This window comes from Pseudomonas sp. B21-051, assembly GCF_024748795.1.
GTDB lineage: Bacteria > Pseudomonadota > Gammaproteobacteria > Pseudomonadales > Pseudomonadaceae > Aquipseudomonas > Aquipseudomonas putida_A.
Window position 1 is genome coordinate 5,714,360 of sequence record NZ_CP087166.1, and the last position, 25,797, is coordinate 5,740,156.

25 protein-coding genes and 1 other RNA gene are annotated in these 25,797 nt (G+C 62.1%); 11 read left to right on the forward strand and 15 right to left on the reverse strand.

Translation table 11 applies throughout. The annotated features are described in order from the left end of the window. Window positions 1-48: 48 nt before the first annotated feature. Window positions 49-1,347, reverse strand: coding sequence for an amino-acid N-acetyltransferase (gene argA, locus LOY52_RS25795; RefSeq protein ID WP_007967974.1), 1,299 nt, complete (start codon window positions 1,345-1,347; stop codon window positions 49-51). Window positions 1,348-1,615: 268 nt separating this feature from the next. Then, window positions 1,616-2,770: an acetylornithine deacetylase gene (gene argE / locus LOY52_RS25800; RefSeq protein ID WP_258677084.1), complete on the reverse strand. Its 1,155-nt coding sequence runs from the start codon at window positions 2,768-2,770 to the stop codon at window positions 1,616-1,618. Window positions 2,771-2,927: 157 nt separating this feature from the next. Between argE and LOY52_RS25805 the strand changes: the two genes are divergently transcribed. Beyond that, window positions 2,928-4,298: an inorganic triphosphatase gene (locus LOY52_RS25805; protein ID WP_258677088.1), complete on the forward strand. Its 1,371-nt coding sequence runs from the start codon at window positions 2,928-2,930 to the stop codon at window positions 4,296-4,298. A 103-nt stretch (window positions 4,299-4,401) separates the two neighbouring features. Here the strand turns inward: LOY52_RS25805 and LOY52_RS25810 are convergent, their stop codons facing one another. Beyond that, complete coding sequence (locus LOY52_RS25810) at window positions 4,402-4,872, reverse strand: Lrp/AsnC family transcriptional regulator (protein ID WP_108590097.1); 471 nt, start codon at window positions 4,870-4,872, stop codon at window positions 4,402-4,404. Between the two features lie 126 nt (window positions 4,873-4,998). On the opposite strand from LOY52_RS25810, the gene LOY52_RS25815 reads away from it, so the two are divergent. The 3 genes from LOY52_RS25815 to LOY52_RS25825 all read left to right on the forward strand — a co-directional run bounded on the left by LOY52_RS25815 (window position 4,999) and on the right by LOY52_RS25825 (window position 7,598). Next, window positions 4,999-5,337: a hypothetical protein gene (locus LOY52_RS25815; protein ID WP_202369129.1), complete on the forward strand. Its 339-nt coding sequence runs from the start codon at window positions 4,999-5,001 to the stop codon at window positions 5,335-5,337. 90 nt (window positions 5,338-5,427) lie between these two features. Next, complete coding sequence (locus tag LOY52_RS25820; protein WP_258677091.1) at window positions 5,428-7,212, forward strand: GspE/PulE family protein; 1,785 nt, start codon at window positions 5,428-5,430, stop codon at window positions 7,210-7,212. Window positions 7,213-7,277: 65 nt separating this feature from the next. Continuing rightward, window positions 7,278-7,598, forward strand: a complete 321-nt coding sequence (locus tag LOY52_RS25825; protein WP_169843014.1) for a DUF2388 domain-containing protein — start codon at window positions 7,278-7,280, stop codon at window positions 7,596-7,598. An 80-nt stretch (window positions 7,599-7,678) separates the two neighbouring features. Here the strand turns inward: LOY52_RS25825 and gcvP are convergent, their stop codons facing one another. Next, window positions 7,679-10,552 (reverse strand): aminomethyl-transferring glycine dehydrogenase, encoded by a 2,874-nt coding sequence (gcvP, locus tag LOY52_RS25830; protein ID WP_258677093.1) that lies wholly within the window; start codon window positions 10,550-10,552, stop codon window positions 7,679-7,681. Window positions 10,553-10,708: 156 nt separating this feature from the next. Between gcvP and LOY52_RS25835 the strand changes: the two genes are divergently transcribed. Then, on the forward strand, window positions 10,709-11,848 hold the full coding sequence (locus LOY52_RS25835) for a DegT/DnrJ/EryC1/StrS aminotransferase family protein (protein ID WP_258677095.1): 1,140 nt from the start codon (window positions 10,709-10,711) through the stop codon (window positions 11,846-11,848). 105 nt (window positions 11,849-11,953) lie between these two features. On the opposite strand, the gene gcvH is transcribed toward LOY52_RS25835, so the two are convergent. The 8 genes from gcvH to LOY52_RS25875 all read right to left on the reverse strand — a co-directional run bounded on the left by gcvH (window position 11,954) and on the right by LOY52_RS25875 (window position 21,096). Then, window positions 11,954-12,337 (reverse strand): glycine cleavage system protein GcvH, encoded by a 384-nt coding sequence (gene gcvH, locus LOY52_RS25840; RefSeq protein ID WP_258677097.1) that lies wholly within the window; start codon window positions 12,335-12,337, stop codon window positions 11,954-11,956. Window positions 12,338-12,385: 48 nt separating this feature from the next. Next, on the reverse strand, window positions 12,386-13,468 hold the full coding sequence (gene gcvT / locus LOY52_RS25845; RefSeq protein ID WP_258677099.1) for a glycine cleavage system aminomethyltransferase GcvT: 1,083 nt from the start codon (window positions 13,466-13,468) through the stop codon (window positions 12,386-12,388). A 156-nt stretch (window positions 13,469-13,624) separates the two neighbouring features. Further along, window positions 13,625-15,241: an iron ABC transporter permease gene (locus LOY52_RS25850; RefSeq protein ID WP_258677101.1), complete on the reverse strand. Its 1,617-nt coding sequence runs from the start codon at window positions 15,239-15,241 to the stop codon at window positions 13,625-13,627. 201 nt (window positions 15,242-15,442) lie between these two features. Further along, window positions 15,443-16,447, reverse strand: a complete 1,005-nt coding sequence (locus tag LOY52_RS25855; RefSeq protein ID WP_258677103.1) for an extracellular solute-binding protein — start codon at window positions 16,445-16,447, stop codon at window positions 15,443-15,445. A 215-nt stretch (window positions 16,448-16,662) separates the two neighbouring features. After that, a complete protein-coding gene (locus LOY52_RS25860; protein ID WP_258680065.1) occupies window positions 16,663-17,880 on the reverse strand; it encodes a 2-octaprenyl-3-methyl-6-methoxy-1,4-benzoquinol hydroxylase in 1,218 nt (405 codons plus the stop codon). Between the two features lie 109 nt (window positions 17,881-17,989). Beyond that, complete coding sequence (ubiH, locus tag LOY52_RS25865) at window positions 17,990-19,177, reverse strand: 2-octaprenyl-6-methoxyphenyl hydroxylase (RefSeq protein WP_258677105.1); 1,188 nt, start codon at window positions 19,175-19,177, stop codon at window positions 17,990-17,992. Continuing rightward, entirely contained in the window at window positions 19,174-20,508 is a 1,335-nt protein-coding gene (pepP, locus tag LOY52_RS25870) for a Xaa-Pro aminopeptidase (RefSeq protein ID WP_103368193.1), read from the reverse strand. Before pepP ends, ubiH begins: the two co-directional genes overlap by 4 nt. A 27-nt stretch (window positions 20,509-20,535) precedes the next feature. After that, entirely contained in the window at window positions 20,536-21,096 is a 561-nt protein-coding gene (locus LOY52_RS25875; RefSeq protein WP_258677111.1) for a YecA family protein, read from the reverse strand. 134 nt (window positions 21,097-21,230) lie between these two features. Here LOY52_RS25875 and LOY52_RS25880 point away from each other — a divergent pair, with 134 nt between their 5' ends. The 4 genes from LOY52_RS25880 (at window position 21,231) to LOY52_RS25895 (ending at window position 22,649) form a co-directional block, all read left to right on the forward strand. Next, window positions 21,231-21,440 carry a TIGR02449 family protein gene (locus LOY52_RS25880; protein ID WP_047597101.1) on the forward strand — a complete coding sequence of 70 codons (210 nt, stop codon included), beginning with the start codon at window positions 21,231-21,233 and terminating at the stop codon, window positions 21,438-21,440. Then, entirely contained in the window at window positions 21,437-21,754 is a 318-nt protein-coding gene (locus LOY52_RS25885; RefSeq protein ID WP_007967943.1) for a cell division protein ZapA, read from the forward strand. The genes LOY52_RS25880 and LOY52_RS25885 overlap by 4 nt, the downstream gene beginning before the upstream one ends. Before the next feature lie 30 nt (window positions 21,755-21,784). Beyond that, a non-coding RNA gene (ssrS, locus tag LOY52_RS25890) (6S RNA) lies at window positions 21,785-21,963 on the forward strand. An 80-nt stretch (window positions 21,964-22,043) separates the two neighbouring features. Next, complete coding sequence (locus tag LOY52_RS25895; protein WP_258677119.1) at window positions 22,044-22,649, forward strand: 5-formyltetrahydrofolate cyclo-ligase; 606 nt, start codon at window positions 22,044-22,046, stop codon at window positions 22,647-22,649. 35 nt (window positions 22,650-22,684) lie between these two features. Here the strand turns inward: LOY52_RS25895 and LOY52_RS25900 are convergent, their stop codons facing one another. Continuing rightward, the gene (locus LOY52_RS25900; RefSeq protein ID WP_003229308.1) at window positions 22,685-22,840 is read right to left on the reverse strand and encodes a hypothetical protein; all 156 of its coding nucleotides are present in this window, start codon (window positions 22,838-22,840) and stop codon (window positions 22,685-22,687) included. A gap of 197 nt (window positions 22,841-23,037) precedes the next feature. On the opposite strand from LOY52_RS25900, the gene LOY52_RS25905 reads away from it, so the two are divergent. Further along, on the forward strand, window positions 23,038-23,487 hold the full coding sequence (locus tag LOY52_RS25905) for an EVE domain-containing protein (RefSeq protein ID WP_258677121.1): 450 nt from the start codon (window positions 23,038-23,040) through the stop codon (window positions 23,485-23,487). Window positions 23,488-23,579: 92 nt separating this feature from the next. Here LOY52_RS25905 and LOY52_RS25910 read toward each other — a convergent pair whose 3' ends face one another. Then, window positions 23,580-23,987, reverse strand: coding sequence for a flagellar basal body-associated protein FliL (locus tag LOY52_RS25910; RefSeq protein ID WP_027610485.1), 408 nt, complete (start codon window positions 23,985-23,987; stop codon window positions 23,580-23,582). 150 nt (window positions 23,988-24,137) lie between these two features. Between LOY52_RS25910 and LOY52_RS25915 the strand changes: the two genes are divergently transcribed. Beyond that, entirely contained in the window at window positions 24,138-25,115 is a 978-nt protein-coding gene (locus tag LOY52_RS25915; RefSeq protein WP_258677123.1) for an NADPH:quinone oxidoreductase family protein, read from the forward strand. Here the strand turns inward: LOY52_RS25915 and LOY52_RS25920 are convergent. Continuing rightward, window positions 25,060-25,758, reverse strand: a complete 699-nt coding sequence (locus LOY52_RS25920) for a flagellar basal body-associated protein FliL (protein ID WP_258677124.1) — start codon at window positions 25,756-25,758, stop codon at window positions 25,060-25,062. The two genes, LOY52_RS25915 and LOY52_RS25920, sit on opposite strands and share 56 nt — an antisense overlap. Between the last annotated feature and the right edge of the window lie 39 nt (window positions 25,759-25,797).

Sequence of the window (25,797 nt, forward strand, 5' to 3'; positions counted from 1 at the left end):
ACCAAAGTCAAAAGATCGCAGCCTGCGGCAGCTCCTACAGGGATTGGGTTACAGGGTCTTTTCGAAGATCTTCGAGTTGCGCTGATAGTTGTACAGCGACGCCCGCGCCGCCGGCAGGCGCTCGACGCTGCTAGGCTCGAAGCCACGCTCGCGGAACCAGTGCGCGGTACGGGTGGTGAGGACGAACAGGGTTTTCAACCCTTGCGCCCGGGCACGGGTCTCGATGCGCTCCAGCAGCTCATCGCCGCGACCGCCATGGCGATACTCCGGATTCACCGCCAGGCATGCCAGCTCACCGGCGTCCGAATCGGCAATCTGGTACAGCGCCGCACAAGCGATGATCATCCCTTCACGCTCGACCACGCTGAACTGCTCGATCTCGCGCTCCAGCACTTCGCGCGAACGACGCACCAGAATCCCCTGCTCTTCCAGCGGACTGATCAGATCAAGCAAACCACCGACGTCTTCAATCGCCGCCTCGCGCACCAGCTCGAATTGCTCTTGCGCGACCAGCGTGCCGCCACCGTCGCGGGTGAACAGTTCGGTCAGCAGCGCACCGTCTTCGGCATAACTGACGATATGGCTGCGCGCCACGCCGCCACGGCAGGCCTCGGCGGCGGCATCCAACAGTTCCGCCTGATAGTTATTGCCCAGACGCGCCAGATGCGCAGGCACCTGTTGCGGACGCAGTTCACGCACCAGTTTACCGTTCTCGTCGATCAGACCGAGGTCGGCGCCGAACAGCAGCAGCTTGTCAGCACCGAGGTCAATGGCGGCGCGGGTGGCGACGTCTTCGCAGGCGAGGTTGAAGATTTCCCCGGTCGGCGAGTAGCCCAGCGGCGACAGCAGCACAATCGAGCGCTCGTCGAGCAGACGATTGATGCCTTTGCGGTCGACCCGACGCACTTCGCCGGTGTGGTGATAGTCGACACCTTCAAGCACACCGATCGGCCGGGCGGTAACGAGGTTGCCGCTGGCCACCCGCAGACGCGAGCCCTGCATCGGCGACGAGGCCATGTCCATCGACAGTCGCGCTTCGATGGCGATGCGCAACTGGCCCACCGCGTCGATCACGCACTCCAGCGTCGCCGCATCGGTGATGCGCATGCCGTGGTGGTAGTGCGGGGTCAGGCCGCGAGCGGCGAGGCGGGTTTCAATCTGCGGGCGCGAACCGTGGACCAGCACCAGACGCACGCCGAGGCTGTGCAGCAGCACCAGGTCGTGGACGATGTTGCCGAAGTTCGGATGCTCCACGCCGTCGCCGGGCAGCATGACGACGAAGGTGCAGTCGCGGTGGGCATTGATGTAAGGGGACGCGTGACGAAGCCAATTGACGTATTCGGGCATGAACCTGGGCCTGTAATAAATAGCAGCCGGAAAAAAGGGCGAAACGGAAAACGCACAGCGGGCTGATGGTTATCGTCGGAACAGGCTTGGCGACACGCGCGCTCTCCTCATGAATACGGGTTGGGGTGCTGGCAATTTACAGCGTTTGGTCAGACAAAACACCGTCCCCCCTGTGGGAGCGAGCCTGCTCGCGAAAGCGGTGGATCTGTCGACATTGAGGTGTCTGGAATGGCGCTTTCGCGAGCAGGCTCGCTCCCACAGGGGTTGATCATCGTTCGTCAGCTGTCAGGCAGTAATGTTCAATCAACTGCCGCAATAGATGCACGGTAGGCTGCAAACGTGACATTTCAAGGTATTCGCCGGGCTGGTGTGCACAGGCGATGTCGCCGGGGCCGAGCACGATGGTTTCGCAGCCAAGGCGCTGAAGATAAGGCGCTTCGGTGCCGAACGCTACTGCTTCGGCACTATGACCGGTGAGTTTTTCAGCGATGCGCACCAATTCGCCGTCTTCGGCCTGTTCGAATGGCGGCACTTCCGGAAACAACGGCTGGTAGTCGATCTTCACCTGATGCCGCTCGGCCACCGGGTTGAGCTTGCGCAGGATTTCCGCACGCAGGACTTTCGGGTCCATGCCCGGCAGTGGGCGCAGGTCGAACTCCAGCGAACACTGGCCGCAGATGCGATTCGGGTTGTCGCCGCCATGGATGCAACCAAAGTTCATCGTCGGTTGCGGCACGCTGAACTGCGAGTTGTTGAATTCACGTTGCCACAGCAGGCGCAAACCGCGCAGTTCGCCGATGGCATCGTGCATCGCTTCGAGGGCGCTGTGACCCAGGCGCGGATCCGACGAATGGCCGCTCTGCCCGAGTATATCGATGCGTTCCATCATGATGCCCTTGTGCATGCGAATCGGTTTGAGCCCGGTCGGCTCGCCGATCACCGCCGCACGGCCCAGCGGCTTGCCGGCCTCGGCCAGCGCGCGAGCACCGGACATCGAACTTTCTTCATCACAGGTGGCGAGGATCAGCAGCGGTTGCTTGAACGGCTGGTCGAGCAGCGGCTGCACGGCCTCGATGATCAGCGCGAAAAAACCCTTCATGTCGCAACTGCCCAGTCCGACCCAGCGGCCATCGACTTCGGTGAGTTTCAGCGGATCGGTCTGCCACAGCGCGTCGTCGTACGGCACGGTATCGCTGTGCCCGGCCAGGACCAGGCCGCCGGGGCCACTGCCGAAACTGGCGAGAAGATTGAATTTGCCGGGACTGACCTGCTGGATATCGCAGTTGAAGCCCAGATCCCCCAGCCAGTCGGCGAGCAAATCGATCACCGCCCGGTTGGACTGATCCAGGCTCGGTTGGGTGCAACTGACCGACGGTGCGGCGATCAGTGCCGCGAACTGGTCTTGCATGGATGGCAAAGGCATCGCTGACTCCAACTCCCGATTTGAAGTCCATCATAGAGCCATCCGGCGCTCGGAATAAACCGCCGCAGGGCGTAGGAAGTTTGAGTCCTGTACACTGCACGGCCTTGGCAGCCACACATTCCCCCCGGCTGCGCTCCCGATCCTGGATTTTCCGGCCATGCAGAAAGAAACCGAAATCAAACTCCGCGTCAGCCGCGAAACCCTCGCTGCCCTGCGCGAACACCCGCTACTGAAAAAACGCAACAAAAATGGCTGGGAACGCCGTGAGTTGATGAACCAGTACTTCGACACCCCCGAGCGCGATCTGGCTCAGGCCAAAGTCGCCCTGCGTCTGCGCAAGGACGGTGACGAAGTGATTCAGACCCTCAAGACCCGCGGCCAGAGCATTGCCGGTCTGTCCGAGCGTAACGAGTACGACTGGACGTTGCCCAAAGCCAAGCTCGACGTGAAGAAACTCGACGGCGAATGCTGGCCCGAGTCGCTGGCCGAGCTGGACAAGAAAACCCTGAAACCGATCTTCACCACCGATTTCGTCCGCGAGCGTGCGGAAATCGCCTGGGGCCGCGGCAAGGCCAAAGTGGTTATCGAAGCCGCACTCGACCTCGGTCACGTGGTGGTCGGCAAGCAGAAAGAAGAAATCTGCGAGCTGGAACTGGAACTGCGTGAAGGCGAGCCTGCCGCGCTGCTGGAACTGGCCGCGGAACTGGCCGAAACCCTGGCCCTGATGCCGTGCGACATCAGCAAAGCCGAGCGCGGCTACCGTCTTTACGACGCCAACAGCTACTCGCTGAGCCTGCCGGCGCCGCAACTGACCCCGGAAACCCAACTTGACGACGCCTTCGCCGCGCTGGCCTGGCACTTGCTCGGCAGCAGCCAGCGTCTGGCCGAACAGTACCGCTTCAACGGCCACTGGCGCCTGCTGCAGGACTGGGTCGAGAACCTCGCGGAAATGCGTGCCCTGCTCAGCAGCCTCGGCCAGGCCGCACCGCGCCCGGCCACCCACGACCTGCGCGTGGCGCTGGATGCACTGCTGGAAGACTGGCGCCCGCTGGTTCAGGTCGGTATTGAAGACGAAGACGTACGTAAGGCGGCGCCGGAGCAATTCCTTGAAGAACTGGAAGACCCGCGCTGGGGCCTGTTCTCGCTGACTGCCTCGCGCTGGCTGCTGGCCCGTACCTGGGCCGCCGAGCGCAACACCCGCGGCAATCGTCAGGGCGCCGCGCAACTGCACAGTTGGTTGCCGCGCATGCTCGGCGAGGAAGCCACGTCCCTGCAACTGCAGCGCTATCAGCAGCAGCCGGAAGATCTGGCCGAGCAACTGCCGCGCATCGAACGCATCCAGGTCTGGCTGCACCACGCGCGCAACGTGCTGGAGATCGCGGAAATGGACCGCCTCTATGGCGAGCTGAACAAACTGGCGCAACTGGCCAACGAACCGACGATCACTGACGAACTGCTCGATGCACGCAAGCAGCAGGCGATTGCGGTTTATCAGAATCGTGCGTGGAAAATGCTGCTGCGTATGTAATACCGCTAAAAGATCGCAGCCTTCGGCAGCTCCTACAGGGTGTACGCCTTTCCCATGTAGGAGCTGCCGAAGGCTCGGGCCGCGTTCGGACGATCTTTTGCTTTTACCCCATGACCGGCAGGCTGGTGGTGGACTTGATCTCCGACAGCGCCACAATCGAATTCACTTCCTGAATCCCCGGCACCAGCGACAGCTTCTCGAAGAAAAACCGCTCATACGCCTCGATGTCCGCCGCGACAATCCGCAACAGAAAATCCACCGCGCCCATCAGCACATAGCACTCCAGCACTTCCGGGAAGCCGCGAATCGCCTCGGTGAATTCGGTGAAGTTCGAACGCCCGTGGGCGTTGAGTTTGATCTCGGCAAAGATCTGCGTGTTCAGGCCGATCTTCTTGCGATCAAGCAAGGTTACCTGCCCGCGAATGATCCCCTCCTCCTTCATCCGCTGAATCCGCCGCCAGCACGGCGATTGCGACAGGCCCACCTGCTCGGCGATCTGCGCGCTGGACAGCGAAGCGTCCTCTTGCAGCAGGGCGAGAATCCGCCGGTCGTAGCTGTCCAGCTCGCTGTGCATAACCAATCCTCAAAATGATCATTTTCCGAATTACTCATGCCTAGCAATCCGCGAATTCGCTCATCTTAGACAAGAAATGCCCGGCATCGAATGTAAAAATTTCTCCACTGACTCTGGAGACCGCACATGCCTCACCTCGAAGCCGTGAATACCCCCGCGCCCCGCGCCGATGTGTGGAACGTCAACAACGCGCACTGCTGCGTACGTTATCAACTGCTCGCCGAAGCCGAGCCGGATCTGCTGGTGCGGGTGCTGAACCTGTTCGCGCTGCAGTTCCTCACGCCGCAACAGGTCCACGTCGAGCGGCTCGACGATCTGCTGTCGATCGATATCGTCATTGACGGTCTGAGCTGGCATCGCGCCCAGGTGATTGCGGAAAAACTTCGTAACCTGATCAGCGTCTGCTCGGTGAACCTGCAAGACGCCGACACGGCGTGGTCTGCGCCGGCCCAGGCGTCCGGCTGACAAATCCGGCAACGGCTTTGTCGGGTAGTGGCCCAACGGTCGGCGGGGCCACGACTATCCTTTGCGCACAGTCGTTCAAAAGGAGCCCGCATGTCCGTTCAACTCGCCACTCAGGACCGCTGGCTGGATCTCAACGATGTGTTGCGTGAGCTGGTCGCCCAAGGCTTTATCAGCCAGGATTCGGCGGAGCAGGCGCTCAATGCCCGGCGCCGCCACGCGACCCACGGCCAGCAACATCCGCTGGAGTTCATCGCCAGCCAGCAACTGGATGACCTCAGCCGTCCAGGCAAACATCTGGATCTGGAAAGCCTGACCCTGTGGCTGGCGCAGCAGGCCGGTCAGCCGTACATGCGCATCGACCCGTTGAAGATCAACGTTGCGGCCATCACCCCACTGATGTCCTACGCCTTTGCACAGCGCCACAAGATTCTTGCGGTGGCGGTCGACCGCGATGCGGTGGTCGTCGCCAGCGCCCAGCCCTACGTCACCGGCTGGGAGGCTGACCTGACCCACGTGCTGAAGCTGCCGATCAAACGGGTCGTCGCCAACCCGGTGGACATCCAGCGTTTCAGCGTCGAGTTCTTTCGCCTGGCCAAATCGGTCAGCGGCGCCAGCACTGCCGACGCGCAGAGCGGTAACCTCGGCAACTTCGAACAACTGCTCAACCTCGGCGCCAGCGATCAGGAACCGGACGCCAACGACGCGCACATCGTCAACATCGTCGACTGGCTGTTCCAGTACGCCTTCCAGCAGCGCGCCAGCGATATCCACATCGAACCGCGCCGCGAACAGGGCACCGTGCGCTTTCGCATCGACGGCGTGCTGCACAACGTCTATCAATTCCCGCCGCAGGTGACCATGGCGATCGTCAGCCGCCTGAAAAGCCTCGGGCGGATGAACGTCGCCGAGAAGCGCAAACCCCAGGACGGCCGGGTCAAGACCAAAACCCCTGACGGTGGCGAGGTGGAGCTGCGGCTCTCAACGCTGCCCACCGCGTTTGGCGAAAAAATGGTCATGCGGATTTTTGACCCGGAAGTGCTGCTCAAGGACTTCGACCAGCTTGGTTTTTCCGCCGACGACCTGCGCCGCTGGCAGGAGATGACCCGCCAGCCTAACGGCATCATTCTGGTCACCGGACCAACCGGCTCGGGCAAGACCACCACGCTGTACACCACGCTGAAGAAACTGGCGACGCCGGAGATCAACCTCTGCACCATCGAAGACCCGATCGAAATGGTCGAGCCGGCGTTCAACCAGATGCAGGTGCAGCACAACATCGACCTGAGCTTCGCCGCCGGCGTGCGTGCGCTGATGCGGCAAGACCCGGACATCATCATGATCGGCGAGATCCGCGACCTGGAAACCGCGGAAATGGCGATTCAGGCTGCGCTCACCGGCCATCTGGTACTGTCGACCCTGCACACCAACGACGCCCCCAGCGCGATCAGCCGTCTGCTCGAACTCGGCGTGCCGCACTATCTGATCAAAGCCACGGTACTCGGGGTCATGGCCCAGCGTCTGGTGCGCACCCTGTGCCCACACTGCAAGGCGCCGCTGACGCTGGAAGAGGAAGACTGGCAAACCCTGACCCGCCCGTGGCAAGCACCACTGCCGGGCAATGCGCAACGGGCGATCGGTTGTCTGGAGTGCCGCGACACCGGTTATCGCGGACGCGCCGGGGTCTACGAAATCATGCAGTTGAGCGATAGCCTCAAAGCCCTCATCACCCCGGACACCGACCTCACTGCCATCCGCCGGCAAGCCTTCAAGGAAGGCATGCGCAGCCTGCGCCTGTCGGGTGCGCAGAAGGTCGCGGCGGGACTGACCACCCTTGAAGAAGTGTTGCGGGTTACGCCGCAGAGCGAGCAGAAATAGGCCACTACGGAACCGGATTGGCGAATCGTTATCCAACGCCGTAGTTAACCCCCAGGAGTCACTCAATCATGCGTCTCAAACTTGCTGTCGCCACCCTTGCCTTGCTGTCCCTTCCCGTTGGTTCAGCGATGGCCGACAGCTTTTGGCGTAACGTCATTTCGTCCGGCGCTACCACCGGTTCGACCTACCTGACCTTCAAGGATCACAAGCTGATCGTTGCCGCACAGGACGATGCCGGCAGCTTCGTCGCCAGCGATGGCGGCATCCGTGGGCCGTACCTGGAAGCAGCGATGCAGAAAGTCCGCGCCGACAATCCGGGCCTGCAGGCCACGGACATGGAACTGGCGAATGCGATTCTGGCGAAGAACGCAGTGGCTTCCGAGTAAAAAAATCAAAAGATCGCAGCCTTCGGCAGCTCCTACACTGGTCCCTGTAGGAGCTGCCGAAGGCTGCGATCTTTTGCTCTTCAGCGGTACTCGTCCACCGGGACGCAGGCACAAAACAGATTGCGATCCCCATAGACGTTATCCACACGATTCACCGCCGGCCAATACTTGTGCGCCTTGGTGTGTGCATCCGGGGTGATGCCCTGTTCGATGCTGTAAGGCCGCTCCCAGACTCCGGTGACATCCGCCAAGGTATGCGGTGCACGCTTGAGCGGGTTGTCTTCCGCCGGCCAGTTGCCGTTCTGCACTTCGGTGATTTCTGCACGGATGCTCAGCATGGCGCCGATAAAGCGATCCAGCTCGGCCTTCGATTCGCTCTCGGTCGGCTCGACCATCAACGTCCCTGGCACCGGGAAGGACATGGTCGGCGCATGGAAACCATAGTCCATCAGGCGCTTGGCGACGTCCTCTTCACTGATCCCGGTCTGCGCCTTCAACGGCCGCAGATCGAGAATGCATTCATGGGCCACCCGCCCGTTGCGCCCGGTGTAGAGCACCGGGAATGCGCCGGATAAATGCTGCGCCAGATAGTTCGCCGCGAGGATCGCCACTTCGCTGGCATCCGCCAGTTGCGGCCCCATCATCGCGATGTACATCCAGCTGATCGGCAAAATGCTCGCACTGCCCCACGGCGCCGCGCTGACCGCGCCGTTCTGTGGCAGCGGGCCGTCAATCGGCACCACCGGGTGATTGGCAACGAACGGCGCCAGATGCGCGCGAATACCGATCGGCCCCATGCCCGGCCCGCCACCGCCGTGGGGAATGCAGAAAGTCTTGTGCAGGTTCATGTGCGACACGTCGGCGCCGATGTCCGCCGGCCGCGCCAGCCCGACCTGCGCATTGAGATTGGCGCCGTCCATGTAAACCTGACCACCATGCTTGTGGATAACTTCGCAGATCTCGCTGATACCCTCCTCATACACGCCGTGAGTCGATGGATAGGTCGCCATCAGGCACGACAACTTGTCCCCCGCCGCGGCAGCCTTGGTTTTCAGGTCGTCCAGATCGACGTTGCCGGCCTCGTCGCACTCGACGATCACCACGCGCATCCCGGCCATTTGCGCCGAAGCCGGGTTGGTGCCATGGGCCGAGGACGGAATCAGGCAGATATCCCGTGCGCCCTGCTGCCGGCTCTCGTGATATTTGCGAATCGCCAGCAGCCCGGCGTACTCGCCCTGGGCTCCGGAATTCGGTTGCATGCAAATCGCATCGAACCCGGTGATCGCGCACAACCAGCGCTGCAGTTCTTCGATCATCAAGGTGTAACCGACCGCCTGCTCCCGAGGCGCGAACGGGTGCAGGTTGGCGAACTGCGGCCAGGTGATCGGGATCATCTCGCTGGTGGCGTTGAGTTTCATGGTGCAGGAGCCCAGCGGGATCATCGACTGGTTGAGCGCCAGATCCTTGTTCTCCAGTTGCTTGAGGTAGCGCAGCATCTCGGTTTCGCTGTGATGCGCGTTGAACACCGGGTGGCGCAGGTACGGCGTGTTGCGCTGCAGCTGGTCGGGAATGCCGGAAACCAGTGCTTCTGCGTCAATGTCGTCGACATTCAACCCATGATCGGCGCCCAGCAGCACGTCGAACAGTTTGGCCACCGTGCTTTCATCGCAAGTCTCGTCGAGACTCAAGCCGACTCGGCCACGCCCGAGAATCCGCAAGTTGATCTGCGCAGCCTTGGCGCTGTCGATGATCGCGCTCTGCGCGCCGCCAACCTCCAGCGTGAGGGTGTCGAAAAACTGCCCGTTGACCCGCTGCAGGCCATGGCGCTCAAGGCCCGCCGCCAGGATGCAGGTCAAGCGGTGCACGCGCTGGGCGATGCGTTTCAAGCCTTGCGGCCCGTGATACACCGCGTAGCAACTGGCGATGTTGGCCAGCAGCACCTGCGCGGTGCAGATGTTCGAGTTGGCCTTCTCGCGGCGAATATGTTGCTCACGGGTTTGCAGGGCCATGCGCAACGCGACGTTGCCACGAGCGTCTTTCGACACGCCGATGATCCGCCCCGGAATCGCCCGTTTGTACTCCTCGCGGCTGGCAAAAAACGCCGCATGCGGGCCACCGTAGCCCATCGGTACGCCAAAGCGCTGGGACGAACCGAACACCACGTCCGCGCCCAGTTCACCCGGCGGCGTCAACATCAACAGGCTCAGCAGATCGGTGGCGACGCAGGCCAGCGCCTGCTGCGCGTGCAGTTGATCGATGACCGGACGCAGATCACGAATCTCGCCGTGGGTGTCGGGATACTGCAGCAACGCGCCGAACACCTGATGCTGGTTGAGGTTATCCACAGCGTCGATGATCAGCTCGAAGCCGAAACCTTCGGCGCGGGTCTGCACCACGGAGATGGTTTGCGGATGACAGTTCTCATCGACGAAAAACAGATTGCTCTTCGACTTCGCCACACGTTTGGCCAGGGCCATGGCTTCCGCAGCGGCGGTGGCTTCGTCGAGCAACGAGGCGTTGGCCAGTTCAAGTCCGGTGAGGTCGATGGTCAGTTGCTGAAAATTCAGCAACGCTTCGAGACGGCCTTGGGCGATCTCCGGTTGATACGGGGTGTAGGCGGTGTACCAGCCAGGATTTTCCAGCACATTGCGCAGGATGACCGTCGGCGTCAGCGTGCCGTGGTAGCCCATGCCGATCAGGCTGGTCCACACCTGGTTCTGCTCGGCGTAACCGCGCAGCTTGGCCAGCGCCGCCTGCTCGTCGAGGGCCGGCGGCAAGTCCAGCGCCCGATTCAGGCAAATGCCCGGCGGCACCGTCTGCTCGATCAGTTCGACCCGGCTGCCTAGACCGAGGCTGTCGAGCATCGCCTGTTGTTCGGTGGCGTCGGGGCCCAAATGGCGGCGCAGGAAGGCTTCGGGGTCGCGTAACTGGCTCAAGGATGGCAACTGGGACATGACGGGCTCTCTCTTGGCTGGCGCTCGGCGTCAATGCAACACGGTCAAACCAGCATAGCAGCCGATACCGACGCGCACGGCTTGGCGGCGGCAGGGCTTCCGGGGCATGCTGTAGCGCCTGCATCAGGCGTCCAACTTTCGGATGATCGAACCCTCATGAGCCAACTGCCGTTCCTGCCGTTTTCCAAACCTGTCATTGATGAAGCCACGATTGCCGCCGTCGGCGATGTGCTGCGCTCCGGCTGGATCACCAGCGGGCCGAAGGTCCAGGCCTTTGAAGCACAACTGTCGGAATACTTCGGCGGGCGCCCGGTGCGCACCTTCAACTCCGGCACCTGCACCATGGAAATCGCCTTGCGCATCGCCGGCATCGGCCCGGGTGATGAAGTGATCACCACGCCGATTTCCTGGGTCGCCACCGCCAACGTGATCCTCGAAGTCGGCGCCACCCCGGTGTTCGCCGACATTGACCCGGTGACCCGCAACATCGATCTGGACCGGCTCGAAGCGGCCATCACCCCACGCACCAAAGCAGTGATTCCGGTGTACCTCGCCGGCCTGCCGGTGGACATGGAGCGCTTGTACGCCATCGCGCGCAAACACAATCTGCGCATTGTCGAAGACGCCGCTCAGGCCCTGGGTTCGAGCTGGAACGGCCAGCGCATAGGCGCCACCGGCGATTTCGTGTCGTTCAGCTTTCAGGCGAACAAGAACGTTACCTGCTCCGAGGGTGGCTGCCTGGTGCTGAACACTCCGGAAGAAGCGCGGCTGGCGGAGAAGTACCGCTTGCAGGGCGTGACCCGCAACGGCTTTGATGGTCTGGACGTTGATGTGCTCGGCGGCAAGTTCAACATGACCGATGTCGCTGCCACCATCGGCCTCGGCCAGTTCGCCCATATCGAGGCGCTGACCGCCCATCGTCAGGAACTGGCCCGGCACTACTTCAAATGTTTTGGCGATGACTTTGAAGCGACTTATGGCGCCCAACTGCCACCGGCGGACTTCACCCAGAGCAACTGGCACCTGTTCCAGCTGGTCCTGCCGGAGCGCAAGGACGGCTTGCCGGCCCGCGCCACGTTCATGGAACAGATGCAGGACAAAGGCATCGGCATCGGCTATCACTACCCGCCGATTCACTTGCTGAGCCTGTACCGCGAGCGCGGTTTCAAGGAAGGGATGTTGCCGGTGGCCGAACGAGTCGGGCGACTGATTGTGTCGTTGCCGATGTTCACCACGATGAGCAAGGAAGATGTCGAGCGTTCGGTGGCGGCGGTGAAAGCCGTACTGAAGCCCTAGACCACACTACCTGTAGGAGCTGCCGCAGGCTGCGATCTTTTGATCTTGCTTCAAAAACAAAATCAAAAGATCGCAGCCTGCGGCAGCTCCTACAGGGGGCGAAGATTATTCGCCGATTGCAGCCTTGTAGCCGGCGGCGTCCAGCAGCTTGTCCAGATCAGCAGCGTTGGCTGGCTTGAGCTTGAAGATCCACGCCCCGTACGGATCGGAGTTCAGCAGTTCCGGCGAGCCGCTCAGCTCTTCGTTGACGGCGATGACTTCGCCGGCAATCGGCGCGTAGATATCGGAGGCCGCTTTCACCGACTCAACCACGCCAGCTTGATCCTCAGCAGCAAACACCTTGCCCACTTCAGTCAACTCAACGAACACCACATCGCCCAGCGCTTCCTGCGCGTGATCGCTGATGCCCACGGTAACGGTGCCGTCGGCCTCCAGACGTGCCCACTCATGACTTTCGGCAAAACGCAGTTCAGCGGGGATATTGCTCATGCTCGGTGTCCTCAAGAAATTGTCAGCGGTCAGGCCCGCCGGAAAAGGTCAGATCAAGGTTTTGCCATGGCGCACGAAGGTCGGTTTGACCACTCGTACCGGATACCACTTGCCACGGATTTCCACTTCGGCGCGGTCGGCGGTGGCCATCGGTACACGCGCCAGGGCAATCGATTTGCTCAGCGTAGGAGAGAAACTACCACTGGTGATCTCTCCTTCGCCAACATCGGCGATACGAACCACCTGATGGGCGCGCAAAACGCCGCGTTCCTCAAGCACCAGCCCGACCAGTTTGTGCGCCACGCCGGCGGCTTTTTCCGCTTCCAGCGCCGCACGACCGATGAACTGCCGCGAAGCCGGTTCCCAGGCGATGCTCCAGGCCATATTGGACGCCAGCGGCGAGACATCCTGATGAATGTCCTGGCCGTAGAGGTTCATCCCGGCCTCGACCCGTAGCGTATCGCGGGCGCCGAGGCCGATCGGCGAAATGCCGGCACCGACCAGATCGTTGAAAAATCCCGGCGCCTGCTCGGCCGGCAAAGCGATTTCCAGGCCATCCTCACCGGTATAACCGGTGCGTGCAATGAACCAGTCGCCATCGACTTCGGCTTCGAACGGTTTGAGGTGATGGATCAGTGTGGCGCGGGACTGAGTCACCAGTTCGGCGATTTTCTGCCGGGCCTGCGGGCCTTGAATGGCGAGCATCGCCAGATCCTGACGCTCATGCAATTGCACGTCGTAACCGGCGACCTGCGACTGCATCCACGCCAGATCCTGGTCGCGGGTGGAGGCGTTGAATACCAGACGATAACGGTCTTCGAGGCGATAGACGATCATGTCGTCGACGATGCCGCCACGCTCGTTGAGCATCGTGCTGTAGAGCGCGCGGCCGGGGCGGTGCAGGCGCTCGACGTCATTGGCCAGCAAATGCTGCAGCCAGGCTTTGGCCTGTGGGCCATCGACGTCGATAACGGTCATATGGGAAACATCGAACACCCCGCAATCCCGGCGCACCTCGTGGTGTTCCTCGACCTGCGAGCCGTAATGCAGTGGCATGTCCCAACCGCCAAAATCGACCATCTTCGCGCCGAGGGCGAGATGCAGGTCATACAGAGGCGTACGCTGTCCCATGGGTTTCTCCTTCCGGGCGTGGCGAAGGTGCGGACAGCCGCTGTACGGGATGAAAGCCACGAAATAGAAGGCTTTCAGCCGATTTCAGCGAACGGGTCTGTCAGACGAACCGCACCGAATGCCGCGCATTGTAGCCGCATGATTCAGGACTGACGACTAAGTGTTTCGGTGCGCCGAGCGGCGGATCAGGCCGATGACCGGTAACAGGCCGACCAACACCAGGGTCAGCGCCGGCAGTGACGCCCGCGCCCATTCCCCTTCACTGGTCATTTCGAAGATCCGCACCGCCAGCGTGTCCCAGCCAAACGGGCGCATCAGCAGGGTCGCGGGCATTTCCTTGAGCACATCGACGAACACCAGCAACGCCGCGCTCAACGTGCCGGGCAGCAACAGCGGCAGATACACTTTGAAAAACAGTCGCGGCCCACTGACACCCAGACTACGTGCCGCTTCAGGCAATGAAGGCCGTATACGCGCCAGACTGTTTTCCAGTGGCCCGTAGGCCACCGCGATAAAGCGCACCAGATAGGCCATCAGCAACGCCGCCAGACTGCCCAGCAGCAGCGGCTTGCCGGCGCCGCCGAGCCACCCGGATAGCGGAATCACCAGTTCGCGGTCGAGATAACTGAACGCCAGCATGATCGATACCGCGAGCACCGAACCCGGCAGTGCATAACCAAGATTGGCCAGACTGACCCCGGAACGGATCGCCCGGGTCGGCGCCAGACGTCGAGCAAACGCCAGCAGCAGCGCGACGCTGACGGTGATCAAGGCTGCCATGGCACCCAAGTACAGGGTGTGCAGGATCAGCCCGGCGTAACGCTCATCGAGATCGAAGCGCCCGCGCTGCCAGAACCAGACGATCAACTGCAGCAGCGGAATCACGAACGCGCAGGCAAACACTAACGCGCACCAACCGGTCGCCGCGAATGCCTTGAGCCCGCGCAGCTGATACAGCGCCTTGACCCGAGGGCGCTCGTTGCTCGCCCGGTTGGCGCCACGTGCGCGCCGCTCGCCGTACAGCACCAGCATCACCACCAGCAGCAACAGGCTCGCCAGTTGCGCCGCGCTCGGCAGGCTGAAGAAGCCGTACCAGGTCTTGTAGATGGCGGTGGTGAAGGTGTCGAAATTGAACACCGACACCGCGCCGAAATCCGCCAGCGTCTCCATCAGCGCCAGCGCCACACCGGCGCCAATCGCCGGCCGCGCCATCGGCAACGCCACCCGCCAGAACGCCTGCCATGGCGATTGCCCGAGTACCCGCGCCGCCTCCATCAAGCCTTTGCCCTGCGCGAGAAACGCAGTGCGCGCCAGCAGGTAGACGTAGGGATAAAACACCAGCACCAGCACCGCAATCACCCCGCCGGTGGAGCGCACGCGCGGCAGGCGCAGGCCGCTGCCGAACCACTCACGCAGCAGGGTCTGCACCGGGCCGGCGAAGTCCAGCAGGCCGACGAAGACGAACGCCAGCACGTAGGCCGGGATGGCGAACGGCAGCATCAGCGCCCAGTCGAGCCAGCGCCGTCCGGGGAATTCGCAGAGGCTGGTGAGCCACGCCAGACTGACACCGAGCAGCGTCACACCGACGCCAACGCCGAGCACCAGCGTCAGGGTGTTGCCGAGCAGGCGCGGCATCTGGGTTTCCCACAGGTGCGACCAGATCTGCTGATCGATGGTCTGCCACGACAGCAGCAGGACACTCAGGGGCAACAGCACCAGCGCGGCAATGGCGAGGACGATGGGGTACCAGCGGCGTTGGGCGGGGTGGGCCAAGGGGGTTCTCTGCAAGAGGGCCAACGCCCATTCGACGTCGACCACATGTAGTGGCGAGGGAGCTTGCTCCCGCTCGGCTGCGAAGCAGCCGCAGGAGGTTAACAGTTCAATTCACGCCAGACGCAAGGGCGCCATGGGGCCGCTTCGCGACCCAGCGGGAGCAAGCTCCCTCGCCACAGAGGGCTCGCTGTGGTGAACGGCTCAGTTCCAGCCCGCCCGATCCATCATGCGGATCGCTTCCGCCTGACGCTTGCCCGCCACTTCCACCGGCAAGGTGTCAGCGACAAACTTGCCCCACGCCGCCACTTCTTCCGAAGGTGCCACCGCCGGGTTGGCCGGGAATTCCTGGTTGACGTCGGCGAAGATCTTCTGCGCTTCAGGCGTAGTCATCCACTCCACCAGCGCCTTGGCTGCTTCCGGGTGCGGTGCGTGTTTGGTCAGGCCGATGCCCGACAGGTTCACGTGTACGCCGCGATCAGCCTGATTCGGCCAGAACAGTTTCACCGGCAGGTCCGGTTTCTGCTTGTGCAGGCGACCGTAGTAGTAGGTGTTGACGATGCCGACGTCGCACTGCCCGGCGTTGATCGCCTCCAGCACCGCGACGTCGTCGGAGAACACATCGGTGGACAGGTTGTTGACCCAGCCCTTGAGGATCTTCTCGGTCTTCTCGGCGCCGTGCACTTCAATCATGGTCGCGGTCAGCGACTGGTTGTAGACCTTCTTCGCCGTGCGCAGGCACAGGCGCCCTTCCCAATTCTTGTCGGCCAGCGCTTCGTAGGTGGTCAACTCACCCGGTTTCACCCGCTCGGTGGAATAGGCGATGGTCCGCGCGCGCAGGCTCAGACCGGTCCAGGCGTGACTGGAGGAGCGGTATTGCGCAGGAATGTTGCTGTCGATGGTTTTCGAGGTGAACGGCTGGAGGATGCCCATCTGCTCGGCCTGCCAGAGGTTGCCGGCATCGACGGTCAGCAGCAGGTCAGCGGTGGCGTTTTCGCCCTCGGCCTTGATGCGCTGCATCAGCGGCGCTTCCTTGTCGGTGATGAACTTGATCTTCACCCCGGTTTTCGCGGTATAGGCGTCGAACACCGGTTTGATCAGCTCATCGATACGCGAGGAGTAGACCACCACCTCGTCGGCGGCCTGGACGGCAGTGCTGCCGATCAGGGTCAGGGCCAGTGCGGTCAGGAGACGCTTGGGTGCCAACATGGGAGTGATCTCTCGGTCGGAAAATGTGGGCCAAATGATAAGGACTCACATTTACCACCTCAATCGAACTCTTTTCCAAGGAGTTACCAGATGTTGCACGGAACAGCCCACACCCTGTAGGAGCTGCCGAAGGCTGCGATCTTTTGACTTTGCTGTTCAAAAACAAAATCAAAAGATCGCAGCGTGCCGCAGCTCCTACAGGGAGCGTTATCGACTCAGGGTTTGGCGAGCGCCGGAAGGTCGCCTGTGAGGCCTAGTGCTTCGCGAACAAAGAGAGCCTTGGCCTCTGGCATCTGCTCCACCAGCTTCAACCCGGCGTTGCGCAACCAGCGCACCGGCAATGGGTCGGCCTGGAACAAGCGCTCGAAGCCCTCCATCGCCGCCATCAATGCCAGGTTGTGCGGCATGCGCCGGCGCTCGTAGCGGCTCAGCACTTTCACGTCCGCCAGCCGTTCGCCGCGTTCCGCCGCCTGCAACAACACTTCAGCCAGCACCGCCGCATCGAGGAAACCCAGGTTCACACCCTGCCCGGCCAACGGGTGAATGGTGTGCGCCGCATCGCCGATCAGTGCCAGGCCTTCGGCTACATAGCGTCTGGCGTGGCGTTGACGCAAGGGCACGCACAGCCGTGGATCAGCATTGACGACTTCGCCCAGGCAACCTTCAAAGGCTCGCTCCAGCTCCCGGCAGAATGCCGCTTCATCCAGCGCCATCAGGCTTTCGGCTTCACTCGGCGTGGTCGACCAGACGATCGAGCACCAGTCCTGCTGCCCGTCACGCTCCAGCGGCAGAAACGCCAGCGGCCCGTGATCGGTGAAACGCTGCCAGGCGGTCATCCGGTGCGGCTTGCTGCTGCGCACGCTGGTGACGATGGCGTGGTGCAGATAATCCCACTCGCGGGTAGCAACGCCGGTCAGCCGGCGCACCGCCGAATTGGCACCATCCGCCGCGATCACCAGCGGCGCACGCAACTGGCGACCATCGGCCAAGGTCAGCAGCCAGTCGTCGCCAGAGCGACGCATCTGTTCCAGCCGTGCGTTGGCCAGCATGCCCAGATCGCAGTCGTGCAAACGATCGAGCAAGGCATCCTGCACCACGCGGTTTTCGACGATATGGCCGAGCACTTCGGCATGCACACTGCTCGCCGAGAAGTGAATCTGCCCGGTGCCGCTGCCGTCCCACACGTGCATGTCGGTGTACGGGCTGCTGCGGCGCTTGGCGATGCCGTCCCAGATGCCAAGGCGTTCGAGTATCCGCTGGCTGGCCGCCGACAAGGCGCTCACTCGCGGCTCGAACGGCGCGGCGGCGTCGAACGGTTTGACGCTCAGCGGGCTGCCGTCGAGCAGCAACACTTCCAGGCCGCTGTTCTGCAACGCCAACGCGAGGGCGCTGCCGACCATTCCGGCTCCGACAATCAGCAGATCTGCGCGCATTTCCATGCTTTAAGCCTGTCTCGCTGGCGGCATGCGCCGCCCGTAAAGGGTTTTAGCGAGCGCGCCAGTTAGTGGCGCGCTGCTGAAAGTGAAAGTGCCGACCCGACGCTCAAGCATCCGGCCGCGTCCCCAGCCCCATGGCCTGACGAGCAAACCAGCGCTTGGCCGGTGGCAACAGATCGAGCCCGAGCAGGCCGATGTTGCGGCCCAGCGAGACCAGCGGCTGGGTGCTGCCGAACAGGCGGGTGACCTGATCGGAGAAGCCCACGGTGAGCTCCTGATCCAGACGCTGCCGCTCGCGATAGGCCTGCAAGGTGGCGAAGTCGCCCAGCGCTTTGTCGCTGGCGAGCAGTGCGGCAGCCAGCGCATCAGCATCCCGCAGGGACAGGTTGAAACCCTGTCCGGCAATCGGGTGCAGACTGTGCGCGGCATTGCCGAGTACGGCCAGATGCGAGCGTACTTGCTCCTCGGCCTCGACCAGCGACAGCGGATACAAATGCCGCGCACCGACCTGTTTCAAGGTGCCGAGGCGGTAGCCGAACACGCCTTGCAGTTCGCTGAGGAAATCGCGCTCGCTGAGGTCTGCCAGGCGTTGCGCGTCCATGCCCAGGCGGGTCCAGACCAGTGCGCAACGGTTGTCCGGCAGCGGCAGCAAGGCCATCGGCCCTTCGTCGGTGAAACGCTCAAAGGCCACGCCGTTGTGCGCTTCGCTCGGGGTGATGTTGGCGATCAGCGCGCTCTGGTTATACGGACGCTTGCGCACGTTGATGCCCAGTTGCTCGCGCAAACCGGAACGGCCGCCATCGGCCAGCACCGCCAGATCGCACTCGACGGTGGTTTCATCGTTGAGGGTCAGGCGATAGCCGTCGGGCAGCGGCTCCATGCGCGTGACTTCCGCCGGGCAGCGCCAGCTGATCACGTCTTTGTCGAGGTGCTGCCACAGGCACTGGCCGAGCCAGGCGTTTTCCACCACGTAGCCGAGCGCTGGCACGCCTTCTTCCATCGCCGACAGACGGGCGGTGGAGAAGCGACCACGGTCGGACACGTGAATCTGTTTGATCGGCCCGGCGCGGCGGGAAATCTCCTGCCAAACGCCAAGCCGTTGATAGATCTGCCGCGAACCGAAGGACAGCGCCGACGAACGCGCGTCGTAGCTCGGCTGCCAGCTGTCGCCGGGGGCGAACGGTTCAATCAGGACGATTTTCCAGCCACGCGCCTTGGCCCCGGCCTGCAAGGCCAACGCCAGACTGGCGCCGACCAGGCCGCCACCGATGATTGCCAGATTGACTCGACTCATGCCGCGTGTGTCCGTGCTTGCGCCATCAGCGCTTCGATCTCGGCGACGGTTTTCGGTACGCCGCTGGTCAATATTTCACAACCGGTCTTGGTCACTACCACGTCATCCTCGATGCGCACGCCAATGCCGCGCCATTTCTTTGCTACGTTCTGGTTGTCCGGGGCGATATAAATGCCCGGTTCCACGGTCAGCGCCATGCCGACCTCCAGCACCCGCCATTCGCCGCCGACCTTGTACTCGCCGACGTCGTGTACATCCATGCCCAGCCAGTGGCCGGCACGGTGCATGTAAAACGCTTTATAGGCTTCGGTGGCGATCAACTCATCGACCTCGCCTTGCAGGATTCCGAGCTTGACCAGGCCTGCGGTAATAACCCGTACCGTCGCTTCGTGCGCCTGGTTCCAGTTTTTGTTCGGGGCGATTTCAGCGAACGCGGCTTCCTGCGAAGCCAGCACCAGTTCGTAGATCGCTTTCTGCTCGGCGGAAAACTTGCCGTTGACCGGCCAGGTGCGGGTGATGTCGCTGGCGTAGCAGTCGATCTCGCAACCAGCGTCGATCAACACCAGATCGCCGTCCTTGAGCAGCGCGTCATTCTGCTGGTAATGCAGGATGCAGCTGTTGCGCCCGGCAGCGACGATCGAACCGTAGGCCGGCATCTTCGCCCCGCCCTTGCGGAATTCGTAATCGAGTTCGGCTTCGAGGCTGTATTCATACAGTCCCGGCCGGCTGGCCTGCATCGCCCGGATATGCGCCTGAGCGGAAATCCGTGCGGCTTCGCGCATCACCTTCACTTCTGCCGCCGATTTATACAGGCGCATGTCGTGCAACAGATGATCCAGGGCAACGAATTCGTTCGGTGGCTGCGCGCCGAGGTGTGCCTTGGAACGGATCACGTTGATCCAGTCCATCAGGTGCCGATCGAATTCCGGGTTGCTGCCCATCGCCGAATACACCCGGTCGCGCCCCTCGATCAGGCCCGGCAGGATGTCGTCGATGTCGGTAATCGGGAACGCGTCGTCAGCGCCGTAATCACGGATTGCACCTTCCTGCCCGGCGCGCAGGCCGTCCCATAACTCGCGTTCGGCATTGCGTTCACGGCAGAACAGCACGTACTCGCCGTGCTCGCGGCCGGGCATCAGCACGATGACGGCCTGTGGCTCGGGGAATCCGCTGAGGTACTGGAAGTCGCTGTCCTGGCGGTAGACGTGCTCGACGTCGCGGTTGCGGATCGCGACTGCGGCGGCGGGCAGGATCGCGATGCTGTTGGGTTCCATCTGCGCCATCAGGGCCTTGCGGCGACGGCTGTATTCCGCTTTGGGGATATGGGTCATGGGCAGATGGCTTTCCCTGGCACGCGATTAATGCAGCGACGGCTTGGCGGCTGGCGGCACGTCGGCTTTCTTGGTTTCCGAGAACAGCAGCAGCGGCGCGACGCGCAGATATTCCATGACTTCCATGTAGTCGCTTTCGCCGTCTTCGGATTCTTCCAGAGCGTCTTGCACCTGGGAGATCGCAGCCAGATCCTGCAGCACTTCGGTGGCTTCGGTGCTGAGCATGCTGCTGTCGCGGCAGTTCAGGCCGAAACCGCTGAGGAAGCCCTGGCACCATTCGCCCAGCGCGGCAGCACGCTCGGCCAGTGGTGCGTCATCGGTTGGCAGCAGCAGAACGACGGTGACGTCGCTGCCGGTCAACTCACCCTTGACCATTTCTTGCAGGCCGATCAGGGCGTTGCGGACGTTGTCCTGGATGTCGCCTTCGAGCAGTTCGGCGGCGTCGATCAGCCACTCGTCGGCGTTGAAGCCGGCGCCGGCGCAGCTGCGGCCGAGCAGCAGGCCATGCAGTTCGGCAGGCGAGACGTTGTGGCCGCTGGCAGTCAGCAGGGTGGCAAAGGCTTGGTACGGGGAATTCGCAATGGTCATGGGCAGCTAGGCGCCAGACGGCGCTATGTCTAGAATGAAGGCCTTGTATCCTACATCGACAGACTCGCCAAGACTATTAAAGGCTGTCCGCCAGCCAGGCGCCTGCCGCCCATCAGATGAATTCAGTGGACACAATGGAAGACACCGACCTGCAAGCGCTGATGGCCAGACTCGAAAAGCTGATTAGCCGAGTCGAGCAACTAAAGAGTCAAAACGCACTCTTACTAGCTCAGGAAAAGACCTGGCGCGAGGAACGCGCTCACCTCATTGAAAAAAACGAAATCGCCCGGCGTAAGGTCGAATCGATGATTTCGCGCCTCAAGGCCCTGGAGCAAGACTCATGAGTTCAAGCAATAGCGTTACCGTGCAGATCCTCGACAAAGAATATTCGATCATCTGCCCCCAGGAAGAACGCAGCAATCTGGTCAGCGCCGCCCGCTACCTGGACGGCAAGATGCGCGAGATCCGCAGCAGCGGCAAAGTCATCGGCGCCGACCGTATTGCGGTGATGGCCGCGCTGAACATCACCCACGACCTCTTGCACAAAGAAGAGCGCCCGGACATCCAGGCCAGCGGCTCGACCCGTGAACAGGTGCGCGACTTGCTCGATCGTGTCGATCTGGTGCTGGCCGACGATCCGGACATCAGCAAGGGCTGATTCGCCAGGCCGCTTGAGGTATACTCGCGGCACTCCCTGGGGTGCTTGCCAGTTGACGATGTCCCTGAGCCGATTTGCACTACCCTGGAGGTTGCACGTTGGGCTGGTGTGCATGTCCGCCAGACGGAAAGCCTTAAAGTCTACTGCATCCTCCACCTTGAACTTTCGGGTTCAAGGGCTAAGTTGACAGCGGTTCATCCGGGGAGCCTGATTCGAATCCGATGCCGGTTTTTGCCGGCATCGGATTTTTTATGCGTGCGTTTTCGCCCTCACCTGCCGAAGCCGAACCATGACCGAACCTGCGCTGCTGCCCCGCCCGCAACTCCGCCGCCTGCTGCGCAAGGCGCGCCGCTCACTGACTCCCGGTGAACAACGGCAGGCTGCCAAAGGCCTGTTCCGCCAACTGGCGCAAGACCCGCACTTTCGTCGGGCGAAACACATCTCTCTGTATCTGCCTACCGACGGTGAAATCGACCCGCGCCTGCTGCTGCGTGAAGCCCAGCGTCGCGGCAAAGCCACGTATCTGCCGGTGCTCAGCGCCTGGCCGCGAACCAAAATGGTATTCCAGCGGATTCGCCCCGGCGACAAGCTCAAGCCCAACCGCTTCCGCATTCTTGAGCCTCGGGCCAATCTGGCTCATCAGCGCAAGATCTGGACCCTGGATCTAGTTTTGTTGCCACTGGTGGGGTTTGACGACATTGGCGGACGCCTGGGAATGGGCGGCGGTTTCTATGATCGCAGCCTGGCGTACCTGGCCCGGCGCAAAAACTGGCGCAAGCCGACGTTGCTGGGCCTGGCCCATGAATGTCAGAAGGTCGAACGCCTGGCACAGGCCAGCTGGGATGTACCGTTGCAGGGCACGGTCACCGATAAGGCTTGGTATTTCGCAGGATAGACGCCGCGCAGATCAGCGGCGTCGGGAAGGCAGTTTCAGCGTTTGAAGGCGGTCGACTGTTGGACCTGTTGCGCGACTTCAACCGGAGCATCGGTCTTGCTCGTCCACAGACTTTGCGCGTAACCGGTGGTCACGACGCCAAGGCCGAACAAAATAACCAAAGTCCATAGCAAATCCGGTTTGCGTTTCATCGATTGCCCCCCTCAAGGCACATCATCACGATGACAGCAGCGGTTTCCGTTCGTAGGCCGTGCAGCAGCGTCAAGCTTTAAAGGCCGGCATTTTGCGACAACGTGAACCCGGGCGCAAACGCTGACGTCAACCGACCGTCGGTTTGTCATAAAATTGCCCGACAACCTGCCCAATCACCGCTTGAGGAGCAAAAGACATGGCCTATTGGCTGATGAAATCCGAGCCTGACGAACTCTCGATCAAAGGCCTGGAGAAACTCGGCAAAGCGCGCTGGGACGGGGTTCGCAACTATCAGGCGCGCAATTTCCTGCGGGCGATGGCAGTGGGCGATGAGTTCTTTTTCTACCATTCCAGCTGCCCCGAGCCAGGGATTGCCGGCATCGGCAAGATTATTCAGGCAGCGTACCCGGATCCCACCGCACTGGAACCCGAGAGCCATTACTACGACCCGAAGGCCACGCCGGAGAAAAACGCCTGGAGTGCGATCGATGTTGCGCACGTCGAGACGTTTGAGCGGGTGTTGAAACTGGATTATCTGAAGCAGCAGACCGCACTTGCCGAGATGCCATTGGTGCAGAAGGGCTCGCGACTGTCGGTGATGCCAGTGACGGCGGAGCAATGGGCTGCAGTGCTCGCGTTGCGCTGACGCGCAAAAAGATCGCAGCCTGCGGCAGCTCCTACACTGGAATGCGATCCCTGCAGGAGCTGCCGAAGGCTGCGATCTTTTGATTTGAATGCTTACTGAATAATCAGGTTGTTGAACAACAGATCTTCAACCACCGGCTTGCCGGTCTCGTCATTCATCACTTGCTGGGTTTGCTTCAGGGCTTCCTGACGCAGCTTTTCCTTGCCTTCGATGCTGCCCATCGCCTCGGTCGTCTGCTGAGTGAACAGCGCCACCAGTTGATTGCGAATCAGCGGCTCGTTGGCCTTGACCAGTTTGGTCGCCTCTTCGCCGGTCACACGCAGCGCCACGTCGGCCTTGTAGACCTTCAGCTTCGGCGTGCCGTCCAGCCCGTAGTTACCCACGAACGGCGGGCTCAGGGTGATGTAGTTGACCTTCGGCGCCTCGCCTTCTTTGGCTTCTTCGGCCAGCGCTGCCACAGGCAGAGACAGGGCCAGCAACAACATGATCCACGCTTTCACAATTCGCTCCTTATCCGGTTTGCGGCCTAGCATAACGACCCGCCGCGCAAGCACAAGCTTATGGCTGACTATCAGGGCCAGGCATGCTCGTTGACCCGTTGACTGACACACCTACACTTATCGGCCATCACTCCCAAAGGAATAGCCCTGATGAAAGCCGTGCTGTGCAAAGCCTTCGGCTCTGCCGAATCGCTGGTGCTGGAAGACGTCGCCAGTCCTGTCGCGAAGAAGAACGAAATCCTGCTGGAGGTGCACGCCGCCGGGGTCAACTTTCCGGACACGCTGATCATCGAGGGCAAGTACCAGTTCAAGCCGCCCTTCCCGTTTTCGCCGGGCGGCGAAGCGTCCGGCGTGGTCAGTGCCGTCGGTGAAAAGGTCAGCCATCTGAAAGTCGGCGACCGGGTCATGGCCCTGACCGGCTGGGGCAGCTTCGCCGAACAGGTCGCGGTGCCGGGTTACAACGTGCTGCCGATCCCGCCGTCGATGGATTTCAACACCGCCGCCGCGTTCAGCATGACCTACGGCACTTCGATGCACGCCCTCAAGCAACGGGCCAACCTGCAACCGGGCGAGACCCTGCTGGTGCTCGGCGCCTCCGGTGGCGTCGGCCTGGCGGCAGTGGAAATCGGCAAAGCCATGGGTGCCCGGGTCATCGCCGCCGCCAGCAGCACGGAAAAACTCGCCGTGGCCAAGGCTGCCGGTGCTGATGAACTGATCAACTACAGCGAAACCAGCCTCAAGGACGAAATCAAACGCCTCACCGACGGCCAGGGCGCCGACGTGATCTACGACCCGGTCGGTGGCGACCTGTTTGACCAGGCCATCCGCGCCATCGCGTGGAACGGACGGCTGCTGGTGGTCGGCTTCGCCAGCGGACGCATTCCCGAACTGTCGGTCAACCTCGCGCTGCTCAAGGGCGCAGCGGTACTCGGCGTGTTCTGGGGTTCTTTCGCCCAGCGCCAGCCGCAGGACAACGCGGCGAACTTCCAGCAACTGTTCGCCTGGTTCGCCGAGGGCAAGTTGAAACCGCTGGTGTCGCAGGTGTATCCGCTGAGCAATGCGGCGCAGGCGATCAACGATCTGGGGCAGCGCAAGGCGGTGGGCAAGGTGGTGGTGCAGGTGCGCTGAAACCGTAGCGTGTCTCAGCCGCCGGGCATGGTGCCGAGTCGCCCGGCAACAGGTGCTCCTGCACCCTCAGGCTGCGCGACGGAATCAACCGTCCCTTGTCATCGAAGCGCAGGACGATCAGCCAGTCGAAGACCTCATCCGGCCATTTTTCCTGCCCCATCAGCGCCGTGGGGTCGCCCCCAAAGGCCTTGAGCAGTTTATTGATGTGGCCGTGGTGCCAGGCGATCAGCACCGTCTGCGCCTGATTGTTCTTGCGCAACAGTTTGACCAGTTGATGCAGGTCGCCATTGACGTAGGGCTGCTCGATCGCAAGGTTCAGGCGCTGGGCCAGCGGGGTCAGGGTCAGGCGTGAGCGCGAGCTCTCCGGGGTGTCGCCAGCAGCGATCAAACGCTGAGGGGTGAGTGCCTGGCCGTCGAGTTTCAGCGGATTGAAATAGTCGACGTAGGCGGCGGCGCGCTGTTCGCCTCGGGCATTGAGCACCGAGCCCGTATCCGGTTTTTCCGCATGCCGAATGATCAGCACCGTGGCGTTGCGCAGACCGGAATGGGCGGGATGATCGGTGACGATCAATGTCAACAACACGACGGCAAGTCCCGCTGCCACCAAAAATCTCGGCACCAACATGCGAACTTTCAGTGACATTGCTTATCTCGGCTGATCAATCGGCTGAACGGGCCGCGA

Coding starts and splice junctions, on each gene's coding strand:
- argA (WP_007967974.1), bottom strand. CDS start 1,347: ATGCCCGAATACGTCAATTGGCTTCGTCACGCGTCCCCTTACATCAAT.
- argE (WP_258677084.1), bottom strand. CDS start 2,770: ATGCCTTTGCCATCCATGCAAGACCAGTTCGCGGCACTGATCGCCGCA.
- LOY52_RS25805 (WP_258677088.1), top strand. CDS start 2,928: ATGCAGAAAGAAACCGAAATCAAACTCCGCGTCAGCCGCGAAACCCTC.
- LOY52_RS25810 (WP_108590097.1), bottom strand. CDS start 4,872: ATGCACAGCGAGCTGGACAGCTACGACCGGCGGATTCTCGCCCTGCTG.
- LOY52_RS25815 (WP_202369129.1), top strand. CDS start 4,999: ATGCCTCACCTCGAAGCCGTGAATACCCCCGCGCCCCGCGCCGATGTG.
- LOY52_RS25820 (WP_258677091.1), top strand. CDS start 5,428: ATGTCCGTTCAACTCGCCACTCAGGACCGCTGGCTGGATCTCAACGAT.
- gcvP (WP_258677093.1), bottom strand. CDS start 10,552: ATGTCCCAGTTGCCATCCTTGAGCCAGTTACGCGACCCCGAAGCCTTC.
- LOY52_RS25835 (WP_258677095.1), top strand. CDS start 10,709: ATGAGCCAACTGCCGTTCCTGCCGTTTTCCAAACCTGTCATTGATGAA.
- gcvH (WP_258677097.1), bottom strand. CDS start 12,337: ATGAGCAATATCCCCGCTGAACTGCGTTTTGCCGAAAGTCATGAGTGG.
- gcvT (WP_258677099.1), bottom strand. CDS start 13,468: ATGGGACAGCGTACGCCTCTGTATGACCTGCATCTCGCCCTCGGCGCG.
- LOY52_RS25855 (WP_258677103.1), bottom strand. CDS start 16,447: ATGTTGGCACCCAAGCGTCTCCTGACCGCACTGGCCCTGACCCTGATC.
- LOY52_RS25860 (WP_258680065.1), bottom strand. CDS start 17,880: ATGCGCGCAGATCTGCTGATTGTCGGAGCCGGAATGGTCGGCAGCGCC.
- ubiH (WP_258677105.1), bottom strand. CDS start 19,177: ATGAGTCGAGTCAATCTGGCAATCATCGGTGGCGGCCTGGTCGGCGCC.
- pepP (WP_103368193.1), bottom strand. CDS start 20,508: ATGACCCATATCCCCAAAGCGGAATACAGCCGTCGCCGCAAGGCCCTG.
- LOY52_RS25875 (WP_258677111.1), bottom strand. CDS start 21,096: ATGACCATTGCGAATTCCCCGTACCAAGCCTTTGCCACCCTGCTGACT.
- LOY52_RS25880 (WP_047597101.1), top strand. CDS start 21,231: ATGGAAGACACCGACCTGCAAGCGCTGATGGCCAGACTCGAAAAGCTG.
- LOY52_RS25885 (WP_007967943.1), top strand. CDS start 21,437: ATGAGTTCAAGCAATAGCGTTACCGTGCAGATCCTCGACAAAGAATAT.
- LOY52_RS25895 (WP_258677119.1), top strand. CDS start 22,044: ATGACCGAACCTGCGCTGCTGCCCCGCCCGCAACTCCGCCGCCTGCTG.
- LOY52_RS25900 (WP_003229308.1), bottom strand. CDS start 22,840: ATGAAACGCAAACCGGATTTGCTATGGACTTTGGTTATTTTGTTCGGC.
- LOY52_RS25905 (WP_258677121.1), top strand. CDS start 23,038: ATGGCCTATTGGCTGATGAAATCCGAGCCTGACGAACTCTCGATCAAA.
- LOY52_RS25915 (WP_258677123.1), top strand. CDS start 24,138: ATGAAAGCCGTGCTGTGCAAAGCCTTCGGCTCTGCCGAATCGCTGGTG.
- LOY52_RS25920 (WP_258677124.1), bottom strand. CDS start 25,758: ATGTCACTGAAAGTTCGCATGTTGGTGCCGAGATTTTTGGTGGCAGCG.